Source organism: Pedobacter duraquae (assembly GCF_004362245.1).
In the GTDB taxonomy this organism is placed as follows: Bacteria; Bacteroidota; Bacteroidia; order Sphingobacteriales; family Sphingobacteriaceae; genus Pedobacter; species Pedobacter duraquae.
The window spans coordinates 918,886-943,951 of the sequence record NZ_SNWM01000001.1 but is presented as its reverse complement, the minus strand read 5'-3'; the positions used below and the strand labels follow the sequence as shown (position 1 = coordinate 943,951).

The following is a 25,066-nucleotide window of genomic DNA, read 5'->3' as shown; positions in this document are numbered from 1 at the left end:
CAACTAATTCGTAACACTTTTAAATTAGTGTCTGTAAGTGCTTGATATAAAGCAGATTTAAACAAAGGAAATAAGGTTGTTTCGACTCATATTTTATTAACTACTAAAAACCAAAATCATGAAAAAAATTTTATTGTTCTTAATGTTCGGGTTGTTCTTGACTACAGCAGCTGTAGCAAAAGACCCATCGGTATCAGGTAAAGCCATTGTAAAAACAGAGAAAATGGCAATACCGGTCAACGTTCTTAATGTCAACACCAAACCAAATACAGATTGCGGATTTCCAGTTTACTATCAGGATGATTACACTGTTGGTTACGGATATTTGGACTGTAATGGCTATACAGGAAGTAATACAGATTTCTGGAACTGGTTCCTGAGCATATTTTTCTAAAACCTATAAAACCCTAAATTAACCAGGTTGGAGCAACTTTATTTCATTATATTTAATAACGATCTAATACTTATCATATCAACATGAAAAAATATACTTTATTGATTCTTGTGCTGCTGAGTTTTACACTGAACATTTGCAGCGCGCAGACTCAGGGTTATGTGGAATACGAATATTATCACCCAAGAGCAACACCCGTTCAAAGGCTCGCTACATTGAATTTTGATGGACAACGCTCACTCTTTGTATTTGCCAGGGATGGATACGAACAACTTGCCAACAAAGTGGGGAGGCAAGAAGGCAATACGGCATCTGCAGTAGTATTTGGCAGCGACCCGATCGGTAGCGTCTACTACCGGGATTTTGAGAAAAAACAAATGATCTACAGAACAGTGCCAACAAAGCTGATCCAGTCCTACCTTGTCAATGATACATGGACAACAATACCCTGGCAAATTGCTGGCGATCGCAAAAAAATAGGGAAATTTAACTGCCGTAAGGCAACAGCCAATTTCCGCGGACGCGCTTATACCGCCTGGTTTACTGAAGAGATACCCGTAAGTGCCGGACCATGGAAATTATTCGGATTGCCCGGCTTGATCCTGGAAGCTACCGATAGCGAAAACATGTTCCGTGCCTATGCAAAAAAAATCGTATACCCCGCAGCTAATCCAATCAGCATTGTACCCCCAGATGAAGGCAAAAAAATGAGTATTAAAGAATATGCAGCTTTTATGGATAACGCCGCACGCGAAGCCATGGAAAAGATGAAGTCTAAAATGCCCAGAGAAATAGCCTCAAGTTTTGTCATCATGGAAAATAAGGATGATCCGAAAAACAGGAAGTTCAGGGATGAAAAAGCCTATGAATGGGAGGTTAATTAGTGCCTGTTTGCTGATTTTTACCTGTGGATATGCATCCGCACAGGTTGCTGTGGATGGAAAAGTCAGGAACAGTTCAGGCGCCCCCATACCTTTTGCTACCCTCATGGTCATTGATACGCTTCGGAATAATATTGCAGCCTATACATCGGCTTCTAAAATCGGCGACTATAATTTTACGATAAGCAACCCTGGGATTTATTATTTGATTGGTCGGGCTTTAGGCCATAAAGCAGATACTACACTACTCAGGATTACGGATCAGCATAAACGCTTAACAAAAGATCTTACCCTGCGCGAAGATGTACAGAACCTCAAGGAAGTGATTGTCTCCTCGGCACAGCCAGTGATAGTTAAGCGGGATACAATCATCATCGATGCCAAATCCTTTGCACTCGGTAATGAACAGGTTGCAGAAGATCTGTTGAAAAGGATTCCAGGGCTCGAGGTTACTGCCGACGGTACTATTAAAGTGGGTAACAGGGAAGTGGAACGCGTTATGGTTGATGGCGACGACTTCTTTGAAAAGGGCTATAAGCTACTCACTAAAAACCTGAGTGCGGGAACGATAGATAAGGTGGAGATCTATGATAAATATTCTAAAAACCGGCTGCTCCATAATATTGAGAACAGTGATAAAGTTGCACTAAACCTAAAACTCAAAGCCGATAGCAAGCAGCAATGGTTCGGTAATATTAGCGCAGGCTACGGCATTGGCGCAAAACATGAACTCCGAACTAACCTGATGGCCTACCGTCCAAAAGCAAAATATTACTTGCTAGCCAATATTAACAACACCGGATATGATGCTTCAGGTGATATCAGGAGCCTCGTTAGTCCTGAGAATAGTGGCGGGCCAAATGCCATTGAAGACAAGCAGACACTGGATCCCATGAGTAACCTCAATGTGAAACAGCCACAACTCAGGCGTAGCCGCATTAATTTTAATAATGTGGTTATGCCTGCCCTTAATGGCATCTGGACGCTGACCGATAAAATGAAACTTAAAGTGATGTCACTCCTGAATCTGGATAAAAATGACTTCGTTACCAGTGGATCACAGACATTTTTTACAACAGCACAGCCTATCAATGTTCGGGAAAGTAGTCAGACCAATAAGAAAACATTTTCAGCAATAAGCAGGCTGAACTACCTGTACGATATAAACCCCCGTTCTTCGTTTGAGTACACAGGCGTGTTTAATAGTTCGAAAAATACTGATACCGCAAATTCGTTCCTGAATTCCAACCAGATCCGTGAGCGTCTGACTAAGCGTGATAACGTTTATGATCATAAATTTATATACACCAATAAGATAAGCGAGAAAACGGTATTGCTCCTGTCGGCGAGATATCTTAATGAACGGCAACCGGAAAACTACTTAATTGACTCTGTCAGGTATCCTATATTGGCTTCCGGAGCAGCAAAGTTACATGTTGATCAGGAAACGGTACAGCAAATGAAATATGCTGCACTCGAAGGCAGGCTCCTTACTAAACAGTCTAATGGGAGTTTGTTGGAATTTCAAGCCGGTTATGTAAATAGAATGAATACCTTCGATTCGCATCTTGCGACCGCAAGAATGAGCAATTTCCAATACCTTGAGCCTTTTTCAAATCAAATTAGCTATCGCGCGGCAGAGGTATATGGAAAAGCAAATTATAGATACAAAATTGGTAATTGTCATCTTGTTGCCGGCGTAGAAGGTCATCAGCTGCTCAACAAAGTAAAACAAGCCGATAGTTTGGATTATCTAAAGCAAAGTCCTTTTTTCCTGGTGCCAGCCTTGGGTTTCGAATGGCAGATGAACAAGACCAGTAAATTCACGGTTACGTATAGGTACTCCTTCAATAACACGCAGGTCAGCGATATTTACAAAGGTTACATCCTGACAGATTATCGTACATTTTCAAGAGGAATGGCCGATTTTAACCAGATGAACACCTCCGCTGTATTACTCAATTACAGACTCGGCAATTGGGGAGATAACTTTTTCATGAACTCTACCATTGCTTACAAAAAAGACAGCCATTTTATAAGTACAGATAACTTGATTCAGCAGGATTATATCGCAAAATCTAAGATAGTGCTAGGGAGCAGAAATCAGTTCAATGCCATGCTGAGCACAGATCGGTACATCAGCCCCATATCATCTAATATTAAAGCGAAATTTAGCTTCGAGAATTCCGATTATAAAAACAGAATTGGAGGGATCGACGTAAATACCAGATCCAGCACCTATAACTATGGCCTCGAAATGCGTTCGGCATTCCATGGATTCTTTAACTTCAATGTAGGCAGATCATGGACTTACAGCCGCATAAAATCTAGTTTTGATAACACTTTTAACAATAATATGAGTTTCCTCGATCTTGATTTTATTTTTAAAAACAACCTGAGCCTCCGTACTCAAGGTGAACTATACCATTTTGAAAATCTGAACGCAAAGAACAATCAGCTGTTTATTGATGCCGAATTGCGTTATGCATATCCCCGCAGTAAGTTTACTTTTTTTGTCTCCGGCAGAAATCTGTTGAATAGAAAAGAATATACCGAGCAAACAAATCAGGATATTTCAGTCTCTGTTTGGCAATACCGTCTTGTACCAAGGATAATTAATTTAAAGATCGACTATCGTTTTTAATAACCAGTATTGATGGCAGTTACAACTTATCAATACGATACAGTCTTCCCCCATCTGTAACAGCATATAAAGCATTGTCTGTACCCTGGGTGATATCTCTGAATCGCTGATTTTCGCCTGCCAACAGTCTTTCTTCACCAACCACCCGGTTATTTTCAATAACAAGCCGGTCGATGTGCATCCCGCTCAAGGCACCTATGAAAAGATTGTTCTGCCATTCCGGAACGCGACTGCCTTTATAAAAGGTCATTCCGCTTGGCGAGATCACAGGATCCCAGTAATAAACAGGTTGTTCCAGCCCACTCTGCTGCTGTATTCCGGCGCCAACACGCTCTCCACTATATTCTATGCCGTAAGTTATGGTTGGCCATCCATAATTTAAGCCAGGCAGTACACGGTTGATCTCGTCGCCTCCACGTGGACCGTGTTCGCTTTGCCAAAGCTCTCCGGTTACAGGATGTAATGCAAGTCCTTGTGGATTCCTGTGGCCCATACTGTAGAGCTCGCTTAAAGAACCTGCCTGTTGGAATGTTGGGTTTCCAGAGGCCGGCTGCCCACTTGTTGTTATCCTGACGATTTTTCCCAGCGCTGCGCCGACCGACTGCGCCAGTGGCAGTGTTGCCAGATCAGACCGCTCTCCCGTGCTAACCAAAAGATTTCCCGTACGGTCAAACAGAATCCTGCCGCCGTAATGTAAAGTGCCGTTGTAAGCCGGATTGGCCCTGTAAATAACAGTTGCACCTTCAATAGTACGCTCGTTATCTGCAAGCCGCCCTTTTGCCACTGAGGTTTGATTTCCAGCAGCCACACTTTCAGAAAATACCCAATATACCATCCTGTTGGTAGAAAATTGTGGGTCGATACACAAGCCAAGCAACCCGCCCTGGCCGGCCGAATTTACAGCTGGAAGCCCTGTAATAGCTGCACTCAGCGTTCCGGTAGTAGTCGATATACGCATCGTCCCTGTTTTCTGAGTAATCAGAAGTCTGCCGTCGGGTAAGCTGGTTATGCCCCATGGGGAGGAGAGGCTAGTGGCTATAGCGGTTCCTGAAATCGCTGTAGTAGTGCGCACCGCGCCAACTCTGGTTTGACCAGTAAAAGCAGGTTTATAACTTGTATTGGCTGGGGTTGTTTCTACGCTTGGCCCAACTGTCGGATTTGTGTTTTCGTCAGTACCGTCATTGTTCTCTTTTGAACAGGCAGCGAGCACCAGCATCGCGCATGTTATTAGTGTAAGATAAAATCTGGATTTCATAGGGGGGCATATTAAAAGTTTCAGGGCCCTGATCTACTATTTGCAGTTCAAGACCCTTTACCTTTCTAAACCTTCCGTACTGGATAAATGTTTGGTGATCAGGGTTTTTTGTTTTAATCAATCTCTATACTATCGATTGCTTTTTCCATTGCAGACGCCTTTAACTCCAATACTTTTAATCCTTCAGCACGAAATACCGTCAGATCTGTCATACCCAGGAAACCAAGAAAAGCCTTTAGGTAAGGCGCAACAAAATCGTTTTCTTTACCCGGACCTTCAGAAAAAACACCACCTGATGTCATCGCCACATAGACCTTTTTACCCCTTACCAAGCCTACAGGCCCACTTTCCCCATAGCCAAAAGTCATCCCAGGCCTGGTGATGTGATCGATCCATGCCTTCAGCGAACTTGAAATGGTGAAATTATACAATGGTGCCCCAATAACAATGATGTCAGAACCCAGTAACTGCTTGATAGCGTCGTCTGAAAAACGGATGGATTCTTTTTCTGCTGCGGTAAGCTGATCTCCGGGAATAAATAGACTGCGTAAAGTTGTGGGATTGAGATGCGGGATTTCAATGTCTACCAAATTCAGTTCTTCAACTGCACTCACAGGGTACTTTTCCTGGATTTTTTCCACGATAGCATGACCAAGCTTAATGCTGTGCGAATCTTTACCTTGCAAGCTTGATATTAAATGAAGGATACGTTTCATAATGAAATTAATAATGTTTTATAGCTTAATTATCAAGTTCAAAGGTATCGCTGTCTGGTGATAAAAGGTTAGTAGTTACCCAAAGGTAAGCGCTTACCTTTGGGAAAGTCGGTACCTTTGTCACTATGAATAATCAGTTGAATAACGCCCTGCCAAGCACCGAGGAATGCGCACACTCCCTAAAAAATGTAATTGATGCGTTATATGTACTCAATGGAAAATGGAAGCTCCCCCTGATTCTAAGCCTGGTTCAGTTAGCTAAGCGCTTCAACGAAATTCAAAATGAAATTACTGGAATATCCTCCAAAGTACTTGCCAAGGAACTGAAAGATCTGGAATTGAATGGTTTTATTACCAGAAAGGTATACCCGACAACGCCGGTAGCTATTATTTATGAGGCTACTGATTATAGTAAAACATTGAAAAATGTATTACGGGAGTTGAGTTTATGGGGTGGCCAACACCGCGAAAAGGTCAAACAGAGTATGAGGCTGACAAGTTATAGTCTAACCCGAGATAGCAAGTAAATAATCGAGTTCTAAGGTACTTCCTAAACCATGCGTCGCAGATCTATATTGATCAGTAGCATGTGTTTTAATAGTTGATCCCTGATGTAGATTCTCTAAAAATATTCCGAAATGTTCTTTTTTTAACAAACCATTCTCATGAGTTGGAGAATTGCCTGTTATCATTTGACACAGTGGGAAACGTATTTGAGGTTCCTGAGAAAGTGATAGGTTGTTCGTATTTTTCATGTTCATACTTTAATAGACGACTCAAATCTGAAAACATTTTATCAATGATGATCTTTTCTCTGGCCTTTGATTTAGAGCGATCAAAATAGATCCCTTTTCGATAGTTTGATTTGTAGAAATACTAAGTAGGAAATAGTATACGATTTTAACCCAGGTTAAAAAAGTCATGCTTGGAAGTAGAGATCTTTGAATCATCAAAACACTTAAAAATTAAAGTCATGACTTCAACATCTCTAAAAAGCACTACACAAGCTGGCCAGGCCGCTGATACTGCAAACTCATTACGTACCCTTTATTTTGTTAGAGCTGCGTTTTCCATCATCTGGGTAATCCTGGTTGCTTTACTCGCCAAGACTTCTTCCGGTGTCGCCTCGGTGTTACTCATTATTTATCCGGCCTGGGATGTATTCGGGACAATTCTTGATATCCGTGCACAAAGTACCGGAACGTCCAAAATGCCTCAATACATCAACGCTGCCATCAGCACAATTACCACTATAGCGGTTGCGCTGGCTCTGCAAAAAGGCGTTCCAGAAGCGCTTATGGTATTCGGAGCATGGGCCATCCTTACAGGTCTGATCCAGTTGATCCTCGCCATAAAACGCAGGAAAACTTTAGGCGGTCAGTGGCCAATGATCATCAGTGGAGGGCAGTCCATCCTGGGTGGAAGTTCTTTTATCGTATTGGCACATGATCCAACAATGGGCATCACCAGTCTGGCAGGCTATGCGGCTTTTGGTGCCTTCTATTATTTGCTTGCGGCTTACCGCTTAGGGAAAATGAGAAATTAAGCGATCTGAAGGCTGAGTTTTATGCTCATCTTACCTTCTAATCAAATAACGCCGGCAACTGTTGACTACTACAGCGGCCGGCGTTGTTTGAGTTTTTTAGAACACAAAAAACAGACTGCCTTGAATGCTGTTGTTTTTAATATCATTATTGATATTGGAGATGTTTAGATCAGATAGTTTACCCAACCCGTAAACATATCGCGCCCCGATACCAAGCCCAATCTTCGTTTGATAACCGATACCTCCAACTGCTGCAAAGTCTATTTTTTTCGCGAAATCTGTTCCGTTGAAGTTAGCAACATCCTCTTTAACTTTGATGCCTACCTGGCTGCCTCCTTCAATATAAACACCGAAACTCGTTCTGTATTTCAGTAGAATGGGTACATTAAAATACGAGAGCTTTAATTCCTGCGTGCCTAAAGGACCATCAAGCACTTTGGTCCCTTGGGTTGAAAAAAGAAACTCTTCCTGGATCATAAAGTGATCAGTAAACTTATATGCTACCGTAAATCCCCCATGGAAGCCTACCAGCGGATCTGTCGAGAAATTTGCATCGGTAAAATCACTGTAATTGGCCCCGCCTTTAATACCAAACTCCATACGGCTGAATATTTTCTTTGCTATTCCCTGACTGAAACTGTTAATGGATACAAGCACAAAACAGATTAACATTAATGTCGACTTTTTCATAAATTCCTTTTTTAAATTTGCTTTTTTTTGACGCTACGTCTTTTTTTATTTATTCAAAGATGTAGCTCAAAAGCGCGTCTGAAAAATGATTTCTACCCGAAGCGGGCAAAGTCGAACTTAAACTGGATTTAACCCATGGAGAGCCATTCCAGAAACTGGGAAGACTTAGCTTTGCTAACGATGACTTTTTCGTCAATCGGGATTTTTAGGTTTAATGATAGTTTTCTGGAAAAAAAATTAGAAACATCAATGATTGTATTTCTACAGACAAGCACCTGCCGGTTTGCCCTGAAATATGCAGTCCCAAGTGATCTTTCTAACTCATCCAGGTTTTTATTGGGGTAAAAGCAAGCGCCTGAAAATGTGACCATATGTACGATCTCATTTTTTAGATAGCATATGGCGATGTCCTCAGTTTTTACAGGAATAATTTTATCCTTATGGTGAACAAGTATGGAAGACGTTTTTTTCTCCTCGTGGATATTCAGCAGGTGTAGTAAAGCATCGTACTGCGGAGTTTGATCAGTCGAAAACATCTGCTTCAAAGCTTTATACTTATTCAAGGCTGCATCCAACATCTGCATGGTGAAAGGTTTCAAAATATAGTCTATTCCGTTGGTTTTAAATGCATCAAGTGCATACTCATCATAAGCGGTACAAAAGATAACTGGAACAGCTATCTGTGTTTCCACAAAGATCTCGAAACTTAAACCGTCTCCTAGCTGTATGTCGCTGAAAATGAGATCCGGTAAATCTGAATGTTCGAAATATTGGATGGACTCTTTCACCGATCTCAGATGTACAATCGTTAATGGTATATCCATTAGCTTCCTGATGTTTTGTTCTAACTCAAGCGCTACCAGTTCTTCGTCTTCAATAATTATTAGCTTCATTTTTTAACATTTTAATACTGACCGAAAACATTTTGCCATCTTCCTCAATGCGTATTTCTTCTCCTGAACAGAGCCTGGACCGGTCAGAAAGATTGGCCAATCCGTAATTCGTAGATTCAGTTCTGATCTTTTTCTGCTGTATATTATTCCTGAAAATCAGCCAATCTCCTTCCTGAAAAACAGTAATAATCAACGGATCCTGTTGGGTGAAATTGTTGTGCTTGATCGCATTCTCTAGTAAAGGCTGCAGGGAAAAAGTGGGCAAGGTGTACTTTTTTTTCATTTGTGTGGTTATCGTTACCCGACAATCTAAGGCCACGCCAAATCTAATTTGCTGCATCACTAAATAGTCATTCAGCAATTCAAGTTCGTCCTCCAGACTTGAAATATTTGTCGATCTTCTGAATACCGACGCACGCAGAAAGGCAGCCATATGCACCAGATAGGTGTCACCGGCCTGCGTGTCGCTATTGTAAAGTGCCTTAAGGGTGTTTAAAGCATTGAAAAGAAAATGAGGTTGAATTTGTTGTTTGAGCAATTGATTAGTCGCCTCTGCATTAGCGATCTGTAGTCTGGATAATTCCAGTTCGCTGTGCAGTTTATGTTCATATAACATGACTGAATCGTGCAGAATCATGATCATCGTGTTAATAACAAGTCCCGAACCAAAGAATGCAAGAAACAATTCAATATCATCGTATGACCATTTCTTTCCGGCAAGTAGTGCGATAACAGGCCATACCAGTAAATAGATCAGTACACTAACCGGGTAGGTAATCACATTTCTATAAATTCTGAATTTTAGGGACTGCGGTTTATACAGCTTTGCAAGCTGTACCATGGTAATCACATCAGAAAATCCAACTAGAATTACCCCAAGTACTGTAAAGAGCGTAAAATAATAATTACTCTGTGCACTGGAGTTGTGAGATATAATGATATGAAAGATGATGCCAATAATGGCTGCAAGCAATAAGCTTAGACGATTTAGACGTTTTGTTGGTAGATTGTGTGGCATCTTACCAAATGTAGCTAATGCAAGATCAATTTAGGTCATTTTGTTCGCCGAAGCGGACAAAATGTAACCTGAAGAAAAATATATATTACCGTAAGTGATATGTCGAAAATGAACGATCAAATTTCATTAGTTATGTTGTACCGTATTTACAACCATGCCACCATCAGCCGCGTCAGTAAAGTAAATTGTGTAAATTTTTCCGGCCTGAAGATTTGGTACGACAAAGGTGTTGGCATTATTAGTACCAGTTAGACCTTTAATCTGAACTGTAAAGGTGCCTGCTGCTACATATTTATAGCCACTGTCTTCGTTTCTCGCCAAACTGCTCACCAGATCGTCGCCAGTTCCATTTTCTATTTTCACAACTGAGGGGCCATTGTCGCTGAAATCAATAAATTTCACCTTTACTTGATTGTTGTTTGGGGCGGCAAGATCGTCTGTAAAAACTTTAACCCTCGCTTTTGAACCCTGACCAGCCAGATATACTGTTTGATTGATATTGTTGGCTGTCCAGATTTCTCCCGAAGCATAAATGCTGTTCGTCCCCTGATTTTTAAATTCAGCTACGAGCCTTGTGCCAGATGCACTCGTGATATATGCTGAAGATTCCTTATAATTTAAGCCATTACTAACTAATACATTGCCTGCCAATGTGAAGGTCTGTGCACCAGCAGTTGGTGATGCGTTTACTATTTTAAGATGGAACTGACCCGAGTTATCGATGTCGTTTTTTTCACACGACGAAAATAGGACAGAAGTTAGCAAAGCGATGCCAGCAAAGAAGTTGTTGTTTGATGAAATTGTCATGATAAATGATTTTTAGTTTTTATTGTAATTATTGAATTAGGCAAGCTATAGCCTTATAGGTATTTGACTTTCATGATGATTTCAGCATGTTTTTTTAAATCTGTTTTGAAATCATCGAATGTTGGTTTTTTCATTTTTTCCATAAAGAAGTTTGAGAAACCAAACCCTTCTTTTGGAATTCCGATCAAATTTTTGTCGATTTTCCCATTTCCATTTTCGTCGTCTATCATTGTAAATCCATAAACTCCGGCTTCCAGTTGGATCTGAACGTTTAATATGCCTTTGGTAAGACCAGTTTTTTGAAACGTGATTTTTTTGTAGGGTATCTGCTCCTGATAACTCGTCTCATCCCTGAAAATTTGTACAATTATTTTACCGGCATTGCCTTTAATGCCAGTTATTATGATCGATGTTTGCTGTTGTCCCTGTGCTTCACAATTAATTAAAAGCAGCAATAAGCTTATTAATAAGCTAAAACTTGATACGTGTGTTTTTTTCATATTGGTGGCTTTAAAAATGATTTTGTGATACAAAGATCCATAGATCAGTCGCATCCTTGTTATAAAAGATACCTGAACCGGGCATATCGGCATTTGAAGTTTCTGATTGCTTAAACCTCGGCTGCCATACTTTATCAGTACCTTCATACATCATAAGTCTTTAATCATTTTGACATGCAAAAAAACACAGCACTATTAATAATGGACATGCAGGTCGCCGTTCTGGCGGGTCTCGGTAACGCGCAAGAATTACTCAGAAATGCAGCTGCAGCGATAACATATGCAAGATCTGTAGGTATTCAGGTTATTTTTGTGAAAGTAGGTTTCCGACCAGGAGCGCCCGAAATTCACCCCGCAAACAAAATGTTTGGCGGTAATAAAGACAGGTATGCTGCACCCAATATGGAAGAGCTGATGAGCATTCATTCAGAGTTGGAGCCTGCCGCTAATGATATTGTAATCGTTAAACGACGAATTAGTGCCTTTTCTGGTAGCGATCTGGAAATCGTTTTAAGGTCTCAGCATATCGAACATCTCATCCTTGCCGGTATGGCAGCAAGCGGTGTAGTATTATCTACATTACGGGAAGCTGCTGATAAAGATTTTCTGATCACGGTACTTTCTGATTGTTGTGGAGATCGTGATGCTGAAGTTCAGAAGGTTTTAACAGAAAAGATTTTTCCTATGCAGGCTGATGTAGTAACGCTCTCAGAATGGAAAAATGAATAATCCAGTAGCTGAATTATCGTGCAATAATTTACCTTTTTTAATAATTTCTCTCGCCTATATAACTGAAATGAGTTTTTTCAGGTATACTGTCAAATTATTTCGATTATAATTAGAATCTTCTCTCAGGAATTTTAAATTTACTGTAATATTGTTGTGGGATGGATGCTGATTGTGCTAAATTAAATGATGAATCACTGCTTTTAAAACTTAGAAGCGGCGATAGTGCGTCCTTTGCCGAAATTTATCAGCGGTATTGGCCTATCCTTTTTCGTCATGCGTTCAGAATGCTGAAAAATGACAACGAGGCAGAAGACGTTGTACAGGATACCTTTACCAAATTATGGAAAGCTGCACCTGAATTACCAACCGATACTATTCTGGCTGCATACCTGTATACCATAGTCAGGAACCAGGTGTTAAATATCATTGCAAGAAGCTCTGTACAGGCATCATACCGAACAGATTTGAAAAAATTTATGGTTGATGGCTATGAACTCACTGATCATCTGACCAGAGAACGAATCCTCTCTAAACTCATTGAGGATGAAATCCAGAATCTCCCGTCAAGAATGCGCGAAGTCTTTGAGTTAAAACGAAAGCAACACCTCTCTTATAAAGAAATTGCCGATGTAATGGAGATTTCTGAGCTAACCGTTAAAACGCAGATGAATAAAGCGATCACTATCCTTCGCAAAAAACTCGGCAACCACATAGCGCTCTTCTTTACTATTTTATAAAACAAGAGATGCGATTTACCCAAACTCGAAAACAAAATACGATCCATTAACAAAAAGATAACTTTTTTTTAATATCGCATACAACATCGTGTTGAGCAAACTGTCATCTTAATATATCAGCGTATTAAGCAGCTATGAAATACCTTAAACCCGAAGAAATTATCGACGCCTATCTGGAGGGAAAAGTCTCAGTGGAGCAATCCGACCGATTGGAAACCTGGTACTTACTTAAGGGCGAACAATCCGACTATCCAGAAGCAGACCACAATTATGAAGCGCTAGGTAACCGAATGTGGGAGAATATTCAACAGGACATTTCCGATAAAACTATACTTAATCCATATACGACAGTCAAGACGGTACGCCTCAGCTGGTTTAAAAAGGTCGCCATAGCAGCATCCATCACCTTGGTTTCTGCACTTGCTATTTTATATTATACACAGAAAAAGACTACTCCAGAAAGATTTACAATCAGTAAGGAAAAAGACATTGCTCCAGGTACCAATAGCGCCTTCTTGATTTTAGCCGATGGAAAGCGTGTTGATCTGAGCAAAACTAATAATGGCTTGCTCACCACTGAATCAGGGATAGAGATTATCAAAAAGAAAAACGGAGAACTAATCTATCAAGCTGTATCAGCACATACTAAATCTAACTTCACAAACACAATTGAAACCCCAAAGGGAGGGCAATATGCTATTGTCCTTCCCGATGGATCTAAAGTCTGGCTCAATGCGGCCTCTTCTCTAACCTATCCAACAACATTCAGTGATACCGAACGTAGAGTTACCTTGAAAGGGGAAGGCTATTTCGAGATTGCTCATGTTATGGATAAAAGTGGTAAATCAAGACTGCCGTTTGTAGTGGCTACAACCGATGGTAGAAATGCTGGACAGGAAATAAAAGTCCTCGGAACGCATTTCAACATTAATAGTTATCCAGATGAGCCCCTTGTCCGTACTACGCTCCTCGAAGGAAGCATAGCGGTTAGCACCTCGGCGGGCAAATCGGTCACACTCAAACCCGGACAGCAATCTGCATTCAATGGAACAAACTTACAGGTCTCTGATGCCGATACGGATATGGCTGTGGCCTGGAAAAATGGCGACTTCGTTTTTCGTGAAGACTTAAACAGCGCTATGCGCAAAGTAGCACGGTGGTACGACGTCGATGTCATCTATACAGATTCGGCGCCAAAAAAATTAATGCTCGGCGGCTGGATGTCCAGAGAAACAAATATTTCGGATGTACTTGACCATATTCAAGCCACAGGAAAAGTACATTTTACGATAGTAGGAAGGAGGGTAATCGTTTCAGAATAAACTAATTACCCCGCAAAAAAGAATAACCAGAAGTGCTTCGAACACCTCTGGCTATCAGGACGGCGGATATCATTTAAAATCAACTAACCCTGCAGTTGCTCTGCCTTCGAAAACCGGGCAACATGCATAAACCAAACCCTTAACAAATGTATAAAAATTTTACCTTAAAATTTGAGGTGCTTAACCCGCACGTCCATAGATTTCTCCTTGTTATGCGATTGACTGCCTTCTTTTTATTAGTAGCTTTCATGCAATTGAGCGCATCAACCATGGCTCAGAGAATCACGCTTGTACAAAAAAATGCGCCACTAGAAAATGTACTCAAAGAGATTCGTAAACAAAGTGGATATTCTATCATCTATGACCTTGATGTTGTATTAAACGCAAAGCCCGTAACAGTAAATCTTAATGCTGTATCTGTCGCGGAGGCCATACAAAAGTCACTGGCTTCGCAGTCACTCAACTTCTCCCTTGATGGGCGGACTATCGTGATTAAAGAGGCTACTTTAGCTGATAAAGTTGCGGAAGCTGTTGTAGACAAAGAAATAAAAATACTAGTGAGGGATTCCCTGAACCAACCACTCCCCGGTGCAAACGTGTACAACAAGACACTGAATAAAATGTATGTTTCCAATGCTAAAGGCGAGGTTGTAATCAACAATATCCCTGCAAACGGACTGGTACTTCAATTTACTTTTGTGGGATTCAAACCGGAAGAAGCGTTTGTAGACCGTTCCACAGGAACACCCTTCATGATGATCATGAGGGCGGCTTCGGCCGACCTTACCGAAGTAAATGTGATCTCTACGGGCTATCAGAAGCTCAGCAGTGAGCGTGCTGCAGGTGCATACGTTACCGTTACGCGTGAAGAATTGGAGAAAACTCCTACCGTAAATCTCCTGGAACGACTGGAAGGAAAAGTTCCCGGGGTAAAATTTGACGTCAGAAGAAATACGATTCAGATCAGAGGTGTAAATAACTATTCTGGTGGTGGTGGTCTGCCACTGATTGTACTCGATGGATTCCCATTGATGAATCCAAGTGATCTTCCGGCGCTTACCAGATTGGTTGGTACTGGTTTTGGGAATTCTGTGATCAGTAATGTGAATATTGCAGATATAGAAAACATCACCTTCCTGAAGGATGCTTCCGCAATATCAATCTGGGGCTCACGGGCGGCAAATGGAGTCATCGTAATCGATACAAAAAAAGGCAAAAGAAATGATCCTTCACTTAACTTCAGTTATACCTTTGGAGCTTCTAAAAACCCCTCTCTTTCTAAATTAAAGTGGATGAATAGTGCTCAGTACGTTGATATGGAGCAGGAGATGGTCAATAAAGGCTTTCTGGTTGATCCAGCGTCGGCATCTCCAGGCAATGAACTCTATACGCCAAATAACAGTGAAGCTACAGAGTGGATGTACCGTGTAAAACGCGGAACAGCAACAGCTGCCCAGCGCGATGCAGCCCTGGCAGAGATTTCTTCCAGGAATGCCTACAAGCAAATTGAAGACAACCTCTTGCAAAATGCGGTTAACCACCAATACAATCTCTCTTATTCCGGAAGCAACGAGAATAGTAGTTATTACGTATCGGGCGGTTACGTTAAAGATGTGCCCATCTTCAAAAGTAATATGGCCGAGAACATGTTTGTGAACGCAAACACCTCTACAAGCTTTTTTAAAAAAAGAATCACACTGCGTGCGTTAATCAATTATCAATTTTCTAAATCAATTTACAATGCTGCAGCAATCAACGCCCTTTCAATTAGTACCACTGCGCTCAGACCTTATGATTTGTTGGTAGATGCAGCTGGGAACAACATTTCACGTACCTCGGTATTCAGGGAATCAATTGCGTCAGGCTTTGTTGCACAAGGTTATCTGCCATTCGGCTACAGTGCAATGGATGAATTGAATTATTCAAATTATACCAGTAAAAGCAATGTGTTCAGAATTAATACCGGACTCAATGGAAAGATCGCCAAATGGCTTAATGCGGATGTCTCTTTTTCAAGTCAGCGACAATTAGGCAGTAATGTTACGGTAGATGAACTGAACAGCTATAACTCCAGGATCTTCGTGAATACTGGTACGGTGGTTACCAATGGAAAACTGGTGTATAATGTGCCCTATGGAGGTCGATATATCATGGCAAACGACAACAACTATGATACAGGTGTTCGTGGACAGCTAAATGCAGATTTTACGATCAAGGAAGCACATCACGTAAATATAATTGCCGGTGCAGAGATCAGGGAGACCGGGGTATCCAATACCAATGAAACCAGATATGGTTATAACGAAGATACAGGTACAATAATCGCTGCTAACCCTACAACATCTTACTTGACCCTATACGGTTACTCAACAACGATTGGTAATAACCTGAGCAATGTAGGTACAAGTAAAAAAAGATACCTTTCCTATTATAGCAATGGATCTTACGCTTTCAACGATAAATATATTGCTACCGGCAGCATCAGGTTTGATGACTACACTTTGTTAGGAATAGATAGAAGCAAACGTGCATTGCCATTCTGGTCTGCCGGAATCCGTTGGAATGCTGACAGAGAAAATTTTCTTACCGACATGAAGTGGTTGAGCCGACTTGCAATACGTGCAACCATCGGTACGAGTGGGTCGGTACCGCAAAATGGATCAAACATTACACTATTATCACTTTCAGGTGCGGATCCCAGAACAGGACAACCAGTAGCAAACATCACCTCACCGGCAAACTCGGATCTGGGTTGGGAAACAACACGCTCTGTAAATCTTGGTCTCGATTTTAGCATGCTCAATAATAGATTGTCAGGGACTTTTGATGTCTACTCCAAACGCACACACGGTCTGCTTGCAAACTTTGCTTTTAACGGTACTTACGGTTGGTCTTCCCTGCAGTTTAATAGTGGTACACTAAGCGGACATGGTTATGAGTTTATGCTTAGCGGTGAACCGATACGCGCCGGGGCATTCAGTTGGAGATCCTCAGTTAATTTAAGTTATACCACCAATATAGTTACTGATGCCAGATATCAAAATAATGCCTCATCTATCGCCGGAACAGCAGCAACAGTTGAAGGAATGCCCTTAGGATCCTTGTATGCATATCGTTGGGCAGGCCTTGATAATAAAGGGCAATCACAGATTTACGACCGCAACAATAACGTGATCTCCAACACAACAAATTTAACCAGTGCCTTTACAAAAGATGATCTTAAGTATGTGGGTAGGGCGTATGCACCTTACAGTGGTGGATTTATGAACAATTTCAAATACGGACAATTTGATGTCGCAGTTCAGATTACTGGTTATTTTGGACATGTATTCTCGAAAAGTTCGGTTGATAACTACCCTACATTTGAAGGAAGCTATACAGGAGTCTTGGGTAGGCAGGAAGACCTGGCTTACCGCTGGAGAAATCCTGGGGATGAAGCTAACACGAATGTACCGGGACTTACCGGAGTTAATTTTAACAGCATAAACAGGTATAGATTTTCGGATGCGCTGATTCGCAAAGCCGATAATATTCGCTTGCAGCAGGTTTCTTTTGGATATACGGTGCCAAGACGGTTCTTGCCCAATGGCTTTGTCAAATCACTAACGGTGTCTGCCAACGTAAGAAATCTGGGCGTGATTTGGAAGGCTAACAAAGATGGAATTGATCCAGAGTATGTAAATACAGGCAACTTCACTGGCATTCCACCAACAACAAGTTATGTTTTCGGATTAAACGCTTCATTTTAAACATCATGAAAAGACAATATTTAATATTATTAGGCGTAGCACTTGCAATCATCGCAACAGGTTGCAGGAAGTATGTGGAAATTGAACAACCAAACCAACGTACATTAAAATATACGACCGACTACCGGTATACCATGAATAATAATTCGGTACTGGAGGGCACTTTCAGCTATCCGATTTTATCTGGTGATGATACGGAAATAACCGACCCGACGCGGCAGAATACATTGGGCGATATACTTGGTAATGTGTATACCTGGGCTGCCAAATACACTAGTGAAACACAAGGTGACGCAGATTGGGAAAAATTGTATAAAACAATATATACCTGCAATGAGGTAATTGCAGGAGTGCGCAGCTCACTTGGCGGAACTACTGCTGAAAAGGAGAAAATCTATGCCGAGGCATTGGTTCATCGTGCGTATGCGTATTTAATTCTGGTAAATATGTACGGTAAGCAGTATACTGATGCTACAGCAACTATAGATCCCGCTGTACCGTTACTTACCACGCCTAACCTATATACAAGTTTAAAGCGTGCTTCAGTTTCAGAAGTATATACTCAGATTGTTAAAGATTTGAGCGAATCAGTATCAAGATTGCCTGCTTTGCCAGACTACAACGTTAGGCCAGCTAAAGTTTCTGCTTACGCGATCCTGGCAAGAACTTACCTGAATATGCGTGACTTTAATAAAGCAAGCGTGTATGCAGATAGTGCTTTAACTTTGCAAAATACCCTGCTTGATCTTAAAACCTTTGCCGCTGCACCAGGTACAGTCCCAGTGAGATTGAAGGATCCTGAGATTATGCTTTCAAAACTGTCGGGAGTAACTTATACTGCTATCTCTGTTAGTAATGACCTCTTGACGGCCATGGGCGTGAATGATCTCCGTTACCGGATATTTACAAATACCCGGTCTGCATTCGGTGGTGGATTTAGCGCCGCCTTTACCGGTCGTGCAAATTCCAGATATCTGCTCAATGGTGAATTTTCAATTGTTAATGGGCCTTCTGTTCCAGAAATGATGTTAACTAAAGCAGAATGTCTGGCGCGTGCTGGAAATACAGCAGGCGCATTGACTCTGGTAAACGATCTGCGCAAAAAACGGTTTACCGATGCCAACTATGTCGCACTCACTGCAAATTCGGCCGATGAAGCGCTAAAGATTGTGGTAGACGAGAAAAGGAAAGAGCTTTTCGGAACAGGCTTAAGGTGGTTTGATCAAAAACGCTTAAATCTTGATCAGTCATTTGCAGTTAGTAAAACAAGGGTATTTAAAGAGACATCCTATACGCTATCACCAAATAGTAACAGGTATTTATATCCTATTGGCGATAAATACATTTTGCTAAATCCTGAATTGGCGCAAAACCCCCGATAACATAAAAACACACACAATATGAAACATATTTTTAATTTATGTATGCTACTGCTTTGCCTTTTATCAGGCAAAGCAGGGTATGCCCAACGCGTAGCATGGTTGCCTAAGCAGCCAATTGCCGGAGAAAAAGTGGTGCTCAGTTTTAACCCAAAAGGCGGAGATCTGGAGTTTAGTGATCAGATTACTGCAGAGCTGGCACTTTATGAAAACTTTAAATGGAAATCAGACCAGTTAACACTCAAGAAAGTTGAGGACGTATGGACCGCAGGTTACACTATTCCTGAAAATGTAGTTTTTGCCGCAGTAAAGTTTTTCCAGGGTACCCGCGAGAAAATTGAAGCCCTGGATAATAACAACGGGAAAGGATTTTTTACTACCGTGCTTGCGAAAAATAAGAAGCTGGCTCCAGGGGGATATTTAGCAGAGGCCTTACTTACCTCTCCAGGTCAACATACCTATACCCTGAAAGGATTTTCTACCCCTTCAAATAATGTCGGTAAGATCGATTCCTTGTTAAAAAAGGAAACAAGCATACGCGGCTCCGTTACCAGTGCCTATCTGGTAGATTATCTCAATCTGAAGAAAAATACAATGGATGCTACGGCATTCAGCACTTTCGCTGATCAAGTGTTGCAAAAACAACTTTCAGTTAAGACTACAGATGAAAACACACTTACCGCTATCCAACGTTACTATGCTATAGACCTCAAAAATGCTGCTGGAGCGGATAAAGCGGAAAAAGTAATCATGCAAAAGTTCCCTACAGGAAATACGGCAAGGTTTTTAACCTATCAGCGGGTAAATTCAACGACTAATCCGGCGCAATACAGACTTGCTGCAGAACAGTTTCTTAAAGCTTTCCCCGATCTGCAAGCAGGGGATAAAAACCGCAATCAGGATTTCCTGTATTACACAACCTACCGTACCCTGGAAGCATCCTACTTTGAAAGTCAGCAGTATGATAAATTCTCAGCAATGTTTAAGGATTTTGATTTTAAGACGGCAAATGAAGTGTACCGATGGAATATCACCAAAGCAGAGATGTCTAATGCATTGGACAAGAAAACGTACTTTATGTTGAGTCAACAGATCATCCCAATGCTGATCGCTAAAAGAACTGATGGATCCTACTATGCTGATTTTGGCGGTGACAAGCAGAAAGAACAGGCCAATGCCGATCAGCAATTGGATGATAGATTAACGTCGCACATTAAACTTGCTTATGCACTCAAGAACTACGAGGAAGGTTTGAACAGCTATAAATTTTTACAGGTTGAAAAACAATATGCCTATGCTGATCTGAATGAGTTGCGCATGGATATGTATAAACAGACAGGAAAAGTAAATCTCGTTCAGGCACTATTGGAAAAAAGTGTCAAATCAAACGCCGTTACGCCTGCAATGTTTGACGAGTTAAAGCAGATTTATACTACCCAGCATAAAGGAAATGCCGGAGGTTATGAAGAATACCTCTCTAAGCTAGTGCCCGATGATATCAAAGCGGAAATGCAAACGCACGTGATGGCCAATATGGTACACTATCCGCTTACGCCTTTTACCTTAGAAAATGCAAATGGAAATTCTGTGAGTTCATCAGAATGGAAAGATAAAATTGTAGTGATTGATTTCTGGGCAACCTGGTGCCGTCCATGTATCGAAGCATTTCCAGGCATGCAGTTGCTAATTGATCAGTACGCGAAAGATCCGAAGATCGCTGTCTATATGATTGGCACCATGCAGTTTGGTGATTATAAAACGAAGTCAGTTAATTATGTGAAGTCTAAAGGCTTTCGCTTCAATTTATTACATGACGGAATCGGCGCCAATGGGGAGCAAAACGAGGTGTTCCGCAGTCTCGTGCCACTTTTCAAATCGTCAGGAATTCCAAGAAAAATAATCGTTAAAAATGGAGAGGTGCGTTACAGCTCTGAAGGATATTCGGGAAGCCCGAGTCAGCTTAAAGACGAACTTTCCATGGCCATTGAAATCTTACGCAAAGAAAAATAGAATGAAGAACTTAAATAAAGGCTTACTGATTATCGCGATTACATTTTTCGCACTATCGGCCGATGCACAAATGAATCCAAAAGTGAAATTGCAGGATGCGCTAAAGCTAATTCAGCAAAACTATGTAGATCCGGTTAATGATGAGTCATTAGTTGACGCATCTATAAAGGCCATGTTAAGTAGCCTGGATCCGCATTCCAGCTACCTAAGCCGGGAGGAAGCAGATGCAATGAACCAGTCAATGAGCGGAAGTTTTGCTGGTATTGGCATCCAGTTCGCCATGGTGAATGACAGTACATTTGTAACCGGTGTAAATCCCGACGGACCGGCAGCGAGAGCAGGGCTGAGGCTTGGCGATCGCATCTTAGCTATAGATGGCAAATCTATTTTTGGAAAATCGCTGAAGAATCAGGAAATCATGAAGATGATTCGTGGCGAAAAGGGCAAAGCTGTGGCTTTGGAAATTGCCCGGACACAGCAACCTGAAATTGTAAAACTTGATGTTATGCGTGAACAGATAGCTGACTTATCCGTCAATACCAGTTATATGGTAGATAGTAAAATTGGATACATATCCCTATCGATATTCAGCCAGTCTACCCGGCGCGAAATGGATGCAGCGCTGAAGCAGCTCAAGGCGCAGGGAATGACTAAGCTGATTCTGGATTTACAGGGAAATGGTGGCGGTTACGTAGAAGCTGCGATAGGTGTGGCAGATGAATTTCTTGAAAAGGGACAGCAGGTTTTTTATGCAGTTACCAATACGGGGGTGCACGACAACTATATGACGGGCGGATTTGGCCAGTTTATGCATGGAAATCTCGTGGTGCTAATCGACGAGTCAACGGCCTCTTCCGCAGAAATTGTAACTGGAGCATTACAGGATTGGGATCGTGCTGTTGTATTAGGGAGACGAAGTTTTGGAAAGGGACTGATGCAGAAAGGGCTCGAACTGGCAGATGGATCGATCATTAGACTCACTGGAGCGCGATATTACACCCCATCAGGAAGATCAATCCAAAAGCCGTATGAAAAGGGTAAGACCGACTACTTCCAGGATTTTAGTCGCAGAATGGCTTCTGGAGAACTGATTGAGGAAGGTCATTTTAAATTTCCGGATTCATTAAGATATATGACCATGATGAATAAACGTGTGGTGTACGGCGGCGGAGGCATTATGCCTGATAAGTTTATCCCAATCGATACTTCTTTGTACAGTGCCTGGATGGCTAAAACAATGAATAGCGGGTTGACCTTGAAAATAGCCTTTGAGTATGCACAGAAAAACCGGAATTCGCTTTTAGCCACTTACAAAGAGTTCCCGGCATTCAATGCTCAGTTCAACGTCCCTGAATCAGCTTTGGATCTTCTCCTTATTCAGGCCCAATCGGCTGGAATTGCTATTTCTGCTGCAAATCCAGTTGTGCGAAAAGAGCTACGTACACAATTAAAGGCAGAAATAGCCGGGCAATTATACGTTGGCAAGGGATATGAATTACAGGTTAGAAATCAGGCAAGCGAAAGTTTTATACAGGCTGTAGCACTGTTAAATGACCAAAAGACCTATGACTCGCTGCTGCAAAACCAAGATGTAAAACAAAAGAAAACAAGTAAAAAATAACGACATGAAATTGAAATTTAGAATTCTTTTAAACACACTTCTGACTGTTACGCCGTTTTTAGCTACGGCGCAAGGCAGCTATACCATAAAAGGACAGGTTGGTAGACTGAATAAACCTGCTATGGCTTATCTGCTCACCAATAATGACGGCAAAGTTAAGGCTGATTCTACGACCATCCTGAACGGGAAATTCGAATTTAAAGGCTCAGTAGTTTCCATTACTGATGCCGTTATCAGAATCAGACATAATGCCACTGGCGTTACTATGGGTACTAATTCAAGTGATGGAAAAGCATTTTTACTAGGCAATGAAAATATCGAGTTGACTGCTAAGGACTCGATCTCGAAAGCTGTAATAACAGGATCGGCACTTAACGATGAAGTCTTGAAAGTTGACGAATATCTTCGCCCAATTTATGCAAAATACAAGTTGTTAGAAGCTGAATTCAGTGCAAAACCAGAAGCCACAAAACAAGATAAGGCCTATCTTCAGACCCTGGAAGAACGAGCTAAGGTAATTGCTGACGAAATCATCACAGCTAAACTTAAATATGTGAAGGAGAATCCGAATCAGTATATGGCACTGATGGCGTTGAATTCCACTCTGGCACCAGGCTTTGACGCCATTGCCATGGAAAAGGTCTTTGACGGCATCAACCAAAATCTAAGAAATAGTTTTCTTGGTAAAAAAGTTGCCGCAAGGATTGCTACAACTAAGAAAACTCAGGAAGGGGTAGAGGCAGCAGATTTTGCTCAGCCAGATGCAAATGGCAAAATGGTTAAACTTTCCGATTATAGAGGCAAGTATGTACTCCTTGATTTTTGGGCTTCCTGGTGCGCGCCCTGCAGAAGAGAAAATCCAAACCTGATCAAAGAATACGCGCTTTACAAATCAAAGGGTTTTGAAATTCTCGGTGTATCGATGGATAAACCTACCGATAAAGACAAATGGCTAAAGGCTATTGCCGATGACAAGCTCACATGGACTCAGGTAGGGGATATGAAAGGTTGGGATAATGAGGCAGGCCGACTTTATGAAGTAACAGCTATACCAATGAATTTTCTGATAGATCCAAGTGGTAAAATCGTGGCGAAGGATCTCAGAGGACAAGCCTTAACGGATAAGTTAAAAAGCATCTTTGAAGGACAATCGAAATAATAGTTAGTTTAAGTATATAGTGGAATGCAGGTTGATGGATGTCGCCTGCATTTTTTTGTTCTAATCTCGTAGTTCATTTTGGCAAGTATCTTGCTGTATACAGTCTTCTTCAACTGCGTTTATGTTATTAAAAAAGCCCCTTCCATTAAGTTATATCTTTAATAAAGTCAAATACGAATTAACCTATGTGCTGGTTATCGGGCTGGTGGTTTATTATCTGACAACGAGATTTGACTCTTTTATCCCCGAAATGCCGCTCGGAATACCTGCCTTTCTGGGTACTGCAATTTCTGTGATTCTCTCTTTCAAACTTAACCAGTCGTATGACAGGTGGTGGGAAGCCCGTAAAATTTGGGGAAGTATTGTAAACGAAAGCCGAACCTTCATTTTGCAGTTACAGTCATTTGTAGACAAAAGCAGGCATACAGATATCAAGCAGATTGGATACAGGCAAATTGCCTGGTGCTATAGTCTCAGCCAGTCCTTAAGGGGACTAGATCCAGTGGCCAACATTGATGATTTTTTGTCGGAAGAGGATCTTCTGCATATTGGTAAACACAATAACAAACATCTGGCTATCTTACAGTTGAATACCTTACATATTACTGATCTTCGGGAAAAGGACAAGCTCCACATTTTTGGGCACGTTCAGATTAACAACACACTGGTTAATTTTTCCAATGCCATGGGCATGGCAGAGCGGATAAAAACAACAGTATTTCCTGTAACTTACCGTTACTTCCTGCATTTAACTATATATTTATTTCTGATCACACTTTCCATATCTTTACGTGATATTGAAAGTTATTTTGAGATACCTTTGTTGCTGGTAATTTCAGCGGCCTTTTTTTTGCTCGAAAAAACTGCAAGCCACCTGGAAAATCCTTTCAGTAACTTGCCTACCGATACTGCTATGACAACAATCTCACGGACAATCGAAATCAATATTAAACAACTCCTTAATGAGCAGGATATTCCTCAGCCATTAAGTCAGGAATCATTTTACATCCTTTAAC

21 protein-coding genes are annotated in these 25,066 nt (G+C 41.3%); 14 read left to right on the top strand and 7 right to left on the bottom strand.

The features are described from left to right. Positions 1–118: 118 nt before the first annotated feature. From CLV32_RS04135 to CLV32_RS04125, 3 genes are all read left to right on the top strand, one after another. A complete protein-coding gene (locus tag CLV32_RS04135; RefSeq protein WP_133552671.1) occupies positions 119–394 on the top strand; it encodes a hypothetical protein in 276 nt (91 codons plus the stop codon). A gap of 83 nt (positions 395–477) precedes the next feature. Next, the gene (locus CLV32_RS04130; protein ID WP_133552669.1) at positions 478–1,278 is read left to right on the top strand and encodes a GLPGLI family protein; all 801 of its coding nucleotides are present in this window, start codon (positions 478–480) and stop codon (positions 1,276–1,278) included. Further along, positions 1,220–3,919 (top strand): peptidase associated/transthyretin-like domain-containing protein, encoded by a 2,700-nt coding sequence (locus CLV32_RS04125; RefSeq protein WP_166641877.1) that lies wholly within the window; start codon positions 1,220–1,222, stop codon positions 3,917–3,919. The genes CLV32_RS04130 and CLV32_RS04125 overlap by 59 nt, the downstream gene beginning before the upstream one ends. Before the next feature lie 19 nt (positions 3,920–3,938). Here CLV32_RS04125 and CLV32_RS04120 read toward each other — a convergent pair whose 3' ends face one another. Beyond that, complete coding sequence (locus CLV32_RS04120; protein ID WP_133552665.1) at positions 3,939–5,174, bottom strand: PQQ-dependent sugar dehydrogenase; 1,236 nt, start codon at positions 5,172–5,174, stop codon at positions 3,939–3,941. 113 nt (positions 5,175–5,287) lie between these two features. Continuing rightward, entirely contained in the window at positions 5,288–5,890 is a 603-nt protein-coding gene (locus CLV32_RS04115; RefSeq protein WP_133552663.1) for an FMN-dependent NADH-azoreductase, read from the bottom strand. Positions 5,891–6,015: 125 nt separating this feature from the next. Between CLV32_RS04115 and CLV32_RS04110 the strand changes: the two genes are divergently transcribed. Together CLV32_RS04110 and CLV32_RS04105 are read left to right on the top strand one after the other, a co-directional pair. Further along, positions 6,016–6,417, top strand: a complete 402-nt coding sequence (locus CLV32_RS04110; protein ID WP_133552661.1) for a winged helix-turn-helix transcriptional regulator — start codon at positions 6,016–6,018, stop codon at positions 6,415–6,417. 446 nt (positions 6,418–6,863) lie between these two features. Then, entirely contained in the window at positions 6,864–7,436 is a 573-nt protein-coding gene (locus CLV32_RS04105) for a hypothetical protein (RefSeq protein ID WP_133552659.1), read from the top strand. Between the two features lie 96 nt (positions 7,437–7,532). Here the strand turns inward: CLV32_RS04105 and CLV32_RS04100 are convergent, their stop codons facing one another. From CLV32_RS04100 to CLV32_RS04080, 5 genes are all read right to left on the bottom strand, one after another. Continuing rightward, the gene (locus CLV32_RS04100) at positions 7,533–8,126 is read right to left on the bottom strand and encodes a porin family protein (RefSeq protein WP_133552657.1); all 594 of its coding nucleotides are present in this window, start codon (positions 8,124–8,126) and stop codon (positions 7,533–7,535) included. Positions 8,127–8,254: 128 nt separating this feature from the next. Continuing rightward, positions 8,255–9,019, bottom strand: coding sequence for a LytR/AlgR family response regulator transcription factor (locus tag CLV32_RS04095; RefSeq protein WP_133552655.1), 765 nt, complete (start codon positions 9,017–9,019; stop codon positions 8,255–8,257). Beyond that, entirely contained in the window at positions 9,000–10,037 is a 1,038-nt protein-coding gene (locus CLV32_RS04090) for a sensor histidine kinase (protein WP_133552653.1), read from the bottom strand. The genes CLV32_RS04095 and CLV32_RS04090 overlap by 20 nt, the downstream gene beginning before the upstream one ends. Before the next feature lie 126 nt (positions 10,038–10,163). Then, on the bottom strand, positions 10,164–10,844 hold the full coding sequence (locus tag CLV32_RS04085) for a DUF4397 domain-containing protein (RefSeq protein WP_133552651.1): 681 nt from the start codon (positions 10,842–10,844) through the stop codon (positions 10,164–10,166). Positions 10,845–10,897: 53 nt separating this feature from the next. Continuing rightward, positions 10,898–11,344, bottom strand: coding sequence for a DUF2141 domain-containing protein (locus CLV32_RS04080; protein WP_166641876.1), 447 nt, complete (start codon positions 11,342–11,344; stop codon positions 10,898–10,900). Positions 11,345–11,518: 174 nt separating this feature from the next. Here CLV32_RS04080 and CLV32_RS04075 point away from each other — a divergent pair, with 174 nt between their 5' ends. The 9 genes from CLV32_RS04075 (at position 11,519) to CLV32_RS04035 (ending at position 25,065) form a co-directional block, all read left to right on the top strand. Beyond that, positions 11,519–12,073 carry a cysteine hydrolase family protein gene (locus CLV32_RS04075; protein WP_133552647.1) on the top strand — a complete coding sequence of 185 codons (555 nt, stop codon included), beginning with the start codon at positions 11,519–11,521 and terminating at the stop codon, positions 12,071–12,073. A 158-nt stretch (positions 12,074–12,231) separates the two neighbouring features. Then, positions 12,232–12,810 carry an RNA polymerase sigma factor gene (locus CLV32_RS04070; protein ID WP_133552645.1) on the top strand — a complete coding sequence of 193 codons (579 nt, stop codon included), beginning with the start codon at positions 12,232–12,234 and terminating at the stop codon, positions 12,808–12,810. Positions 12,811–12,944: 134 nt separating this feature from the next. Beyond that, positions 12,945–14,132, top strand: a complete 1,188-nt coding sequence (locus CLV32_RS04065; RefSeq protein ID WP_133552643.1) for a FecR family protein — start codon at positions 12,945–12,947, stop codon at positions 14,130–14,132. A gap of 146 nt (positions 14,133–14,278) precedes the next feature. Next, a complete protein-coding gene (locus CLV32_RS04060) occupies positions 14,279–17,881 on the top strand; it encodes a SusC/RagA family TonB-linked outer membrane protein (protein ID WP_133552640.1) in 3,603 nt (1,200 codons plus the stop codon). Between the two features lie 5 nt (positions 17,882–17,886). Then, positions 17,887–19,263: a RagB/SusD family nutrient uptake outer membrane protein gene (locus tag CLV32_RS04055; RefSeq protein WP_133552638.1), complete on the top strand. Its 1,377-nt coding sequence runs from the start codon at positions 17,887–17,889 to the stop codon at positions 19,261–19,263. A gap of 18 nt (positions 19,264–19,281) precedes the next feature. Next, on the top strand, positions 19,282–21,270 hold the full coding sequence (locus CLV32_RS04050; RefSeq protein ID WP_133552636.1) for a TlpA family protein disulfide reductase: 1,989 nt from the start codon (positions 19,282–19,284) through the stop codon (positions 21,268–21,270). Between the two features lies 1 nt (position 21,271). Continuing rightward, positions 21,272–22,891, top strand: a complete 1,620-nt coding sequence (locus CLV32_RS04045) for a S41 family peptidase (RefSeq protein ID WP_166641875.1) — start codon at positions 21,272–21,274, stop codon at positions 22,889–22,891. A gap of 4 nt (positions 22,892–22,895) precedes the next feature. Then, complete coding sequence (locus CLV32_RS04040; protein ID WP_133552632.1) at positions 22,896–24,050, top strand: TlpA disulfide reductase family protein; 1,155 nt, start codon at positions 22,896–22,898, stop codon at positions 24,048–24,050. A 121-nt stretch (positions 24,051–24,171) separates the two neighbouring features. Further along, entirely contained in the window at positions 24,172–25,065 is an 894-nt protein-coding gene (locus tag CLV32_RS04035; RefSeq protein ID WP_133552630.1) for a bestrophin family protein, read from the top strand. Position 25,066 lies beyond the last annotated feature (1 nt).

Bases quoted from the DNA above. Each gene is read 5' to 3' on its own strand.
- CLV32_RS04135 (WP_133552671.1), top strand. From the start codon at position 119: ATGAAAAAAATTTTATTGTTCTTAATGTTCGGGTTGTTCTTGACTACA.
- CLV32_RS04130 (WP_133552669.1), top strand. From the start codon at position 478: ATGAAAAAATATACTTTATTGATTCTTGTGCTGCTGAGTTTTACACTG.
- CLV32_RS04125 (WP_166641877.1), top strand. From the start codon at position 1,220: ATGATCCGAAAAACAGGAAGTTCAGGGATGAAAAAGCCTATGAATGGG.
- CLV32_RS04120 (WP_133552665.1), bottom strand. From the start codon at position 5,174: ATGAAATCCAGATTTTATCTTACACTAATAACATGCGCGATGCTGGTG.
- CLV32_RS04115 (WP_133552663.1), bottom strand. From the start codon at position 5,890: ATGAAACGTATCCTTCATTTAATATCAAGCTTGCAAGGTAAAGATTCG.
- CLV32_RS04110 (WP_133552661.1), top strand. From the start codon at position 6,016: ATGAATAATCAGTTGAATAACGCCCTGCCAAGCACCGAGGAATGCGCA.
- CLV32_RS04105 (WP_133552659.1), top strand. From the start codon at position 6,864: ATGACTTCAACATCTCTAAAAAGCACTACACAAGCTGGCCAGGCCGCT.
- CLV32_RS04100 (WP_133552657.1), bottom strand. From the start codon at position 8,126: ATGAAAAAGTCGACATTAATGTTAATCTGTTTTGTGCTTGTATCCATT.
- CLV32_RS04095 (WP_133552655.1), bottom strand. From the start codon at position 9,019: ATGAAGCTAATAATTATTGAAGACGAAGAACTGGTAGCGCTTGAGTTA.
- CLV32_RS04090 (WP_133552653.1), bottom strand. From the start codon at position 10,037: ATGCCACACAATCTACCAACAAAACGTCTAAATCGTCTAAGCTTATTG.
- CLV32_RS04085 (WP_133552651.1), bottom strand. From the start codon at position 10,844: ATGACAATTTCATCAAACAACAACTTCTTTGCTGGCATCGCTTTGCTA.
- CLV32_RS04080 (WP_166641876.1), bottom strand. From the start codon at position 11,344: ATGAAAAAAACACACGTATCAAGTTTTAGCTTATTAATAAGCTTATTG.
- CLV32_RS04075 (WP_133552647.1), top strand. From the start codon at position 11,519: ATGCAAAAAAACACAGCACTATTAATAATGGACATGCAGGTCGCCGTT.
- CLV32_RS04070 (WP_133552645.1), top strand. From the start codon at position 12,232: ATGGATGCTGATTGTGCTAAATTAAATGATGAATCACTGCTTTTAAAA.
- CLV32_RS04065 (WP_133552643.1), top strand. From the start codon at position 12,945: ATGAAATACCTTAAACCCGAAGAAATTATCGACGCCTATCTGGAGGGA.
- CLV32_RS04060 (WP_133552640.1), top strand. From the start codon at position 14,279: ATGTATAAAAATTTTACCTTAAAATTTGAGGTGCTTAACCCGCACGTC.
- CLV32_RS04055 (WP_133552638.1), top strand. From the start codon at position 17,887: ATGAAAAGACAATATTTAATATTATTAGGCGTAGCACTTGCAATCATC.
- CLV32_RS04050 (WP_133552636.1), top strand. From the start codon at position 19,282: ATGAAACATATTTTTAATTTATGTATGCTACTGCTTTGCCTTTTATCA.
- CLV32_RS04045 (WP_166641875.1), top strand. From the start codon at position 21,272: ATGAAGAACTTAAATAAAGGCTTACTGATTATCGCGATTACATTTTTC.
- CLV32_RS04040 (WP_133552632.1), top strand. From the start codon at position 22,896: ATGAAATTGAAATTTAGAATTCTTTTAAACACACTTCTGACTGTTACG.
- CLV32_RS04035 (WP_133552630.1), top strand. From the start codon at position 24,172: ATGTTATTAAAAAAGCCCCTTCCATTAAGTTATATCTTTAATAAAGTC.